Source organism: Bradyrhizobium sp. P2_E8 (assembly GCF_056403875.1).
On record NZ_JBFUES010001081.1, the window covers coordinates 1 to 2,348 of the forward strand.

Consider the following 2,348-nt stretch of genomic DNA (forward strand, 5'->3'; position numbering starts at 1 on the left):
CAACTGACCTATGAGGAGAGCGGCTTCGCGTACACGTTCGACGCTCCATTGGCTTCTCTGAGTGTCGCGACGCCGGCCTAGCCGGCGGGTCGAAATGCGCGGAGAGTTTCAACGAAAGGAGGCGGCATGTTCAAATTTCTGCAGTATCGTGCAAGAGCGGCCGCGTACGGCGAACTGGCCAGGAGTTCGTCCGGCAAGGATGACACCCGCAAATTCGAGAAGTTGCAGGACAGCCTCGCATCGCGCGCGGACAACGAGCAGGTGCTCGCGGACCAATACGTGGATGCAGTCAACGCCGGGGAGACGGAGCGACTGCGCGGCGCAGCCCTCGCGGCGGAGGAAGAGCGCGTTTTGCGATGTCTCGGCGCGGCCGTCATCATGCAATGGAATTCTCTGCCAACGACGCTTCAGCGGGAGATCTTCGACACCGCCGGATCGGTCGGAACATTGTTGGACACAGCGGCGCTCCGTGGGCAGATCGCCCGGTTTCTTCACAAGCACAGGCATGACACCGACCCCAGCAAGATCTGACGGGTGATGTGTTCGGGCGGGACAAGCTGGTGCGCGAGCATTCGCCGCCGGCATTTCTCCGGCACGGATCAACCCATCGCCGGCTTCGAGCCGCCGGTCCGGGAGTGATCTGGCAAAATGTCGCGGCACGGACTACATCTGCGCCATGTCAAATGCTCCGCTGGCAAATCGACCGCTCCAGGATTTCGTCGCCCGGCACGAACGTCTGTTCGTGCTGACCGGCGCCGGCTGCAGCACCAATTCCGGCATTCCCGACTATCGCGACAGCCATGGCAACTGGAAGCGGACCCAGCCGGTCAATTTCCAGGCCTTCATGTCGGAGGAGCACACGCGCCGGCGCTATTGGGCGCGTAGCCTGATCGGCTGGCGGCGGTTCGGCCAGGCAAGGCCGAACGATGCGCATCATGCGCTGGCCCGGCTCGAGGCGAACGGGCGCTGCGGGATGCTGCTGACCCAGAATGTCGACCGGTTGCATCAGTCCGCCGGCCACCGGCAGGTGATCGACCTGCATGGCCGGCTCGATCTGGTCCGCTGCATGGGCTGCGGGGCGAAGACGCCGCGCAACGAATTCCAGGATACGCTCGGCCGCGCCAATGCCGAATGGCTCGCGCTCGATGCTGCGGATGCGCCTGACGGCGATGCCGATCTGGAGCACGCGGATTTTTCCTCGTTCAAGGTGCCCGCCTGCGACTCCTGTGGCGGCATCCTCAAGCCCGACGTCGTGTTCTTCGGCGAGAACGTGCCGCGCGACGTCGTCGCCACCGCGCAGGACCATCTGTCGCAGGCTGACGCGATGCTGATCGTGGGCTCCTCGCTGATGGTCTATTCCGTTTCCGCTTCGTGCAGGCTGCCGCGCAGCGGCAGATCCCGATCGCCGCGGTCAATCTCGGGCGCACCCGCGCCGACGATCTCCTGACGCTCAAGGTCGAGGAGCGCTGCGAAGCGGCGCTTGCATTCCTGCTCTGATCGCCTGCGAGGCGAACACGCCTTGCGTATTGCATGGGTGCCAAGCAGAATGGCCGGGCGCGGCGTTGCCGGCATGCCTGATGGCACGGAAATTGCTGCGTTTTTGTCCCCAGTCTTGACGATCAGCCGGAGAATTTTGGAATGCTTGAGGGAGCCGAGGTGCGGCTTGCCGTCGATATCGGTGGCACGTTCACCGACATCGTTCTGGACATGGGCGAGGTGCGCAAGACGCGCAAGGTGCTGACGACGCCGCAGCGGCCCGAACAGGCGGTGCTGGACGGGATGCGTCTCATTCTCGCCGATGCGCGCGCCCATATCAGCGACATCGACGTCTTCATTCACGGCACCACGCTCGCGACCAATGCGATCATCGAGCGCCGTGGCGCCAAGACGGCGCTGATCGCGACCGAGGGCTTTCGCGACGTGCTCGATATCGGCACCGAGAGCCGCTACGACCAGTACGATCTCGCCATCGACAAGCCGACGCCGCTGGCGCCGCGCAGCCTGCGCTTCACCGTGCCCGAGCGCATCGACGCGCACGGCGCCGTCCGTCTCCCGCTCGACGAAGCCTCGGTGCGCGCACTCGCGCCAAAATTGCGTGAGTTGAAGGTCGAGAGCGTCGCGATCGCCTTCCTGCACTCCTACGCCAATCCCGAGCACGAGCGCCGCGCCGCCGCGATCCTCAGCGAGGAGATGCCCGGAATTTCCGTGACGGTGTCATCGGCCGTGTGTCCGGAAATCCGCGAATATGAGCGCACGTCCACCGCGGTCGCGAACGCCTATGTGCAACCGCTGATCGACGGTTATCTCGCCCGCATGGCCGATGCCCTGCAGGTCGAGCAGTTCCGTGG

The 2,348-nt window shown here is 64.7% G+C and carries 2 protein-coding genes and 1 pseudogene; all 3 read left to right on the forward strand.

Annotated features, from left to right (window positions below; translation table 11 throughout):
• Nucleotides 1-126: 126 nt before the first annotated feature.
• Entirely contained in the window at nucleotides 127-531 is a 405-nt protein-coding gene (locus tag AC1D00_RS36895) for a hypothetical protein (protein ID WP_027545609.1), read from the forward strand.
• Nucleotides 532-676: 145 nt separating this feature from the next.
• Nucleotides 677-1,497, forward strand: a pseudogene (locus AC1D00_RS36900) (NAD-dependent protein deacetylase).
• A 141-nt stretch (nucleotides 1,498-1,638) separates the two neighbouring features.
• A partial coding sequence (locus tag AC1D00_RS36905; RefSeq protein ID WP_477014058.1) for a hydantoinase/oxoprolinase N-terminal domain-containing protein occupies nucleotides 1,639-2,348 on the forward strand: 710 nt, incomplete at its 3' end.

Coding starts and splice junctions, on each gene's coding strand:
- AC1D00_RS36895 (WP_027545609.1), top strand. CDS start 127: ATGTTCAAATTTCTGCAGTATCGTGCAAGAGCGGCCGCGTACGGCGAA.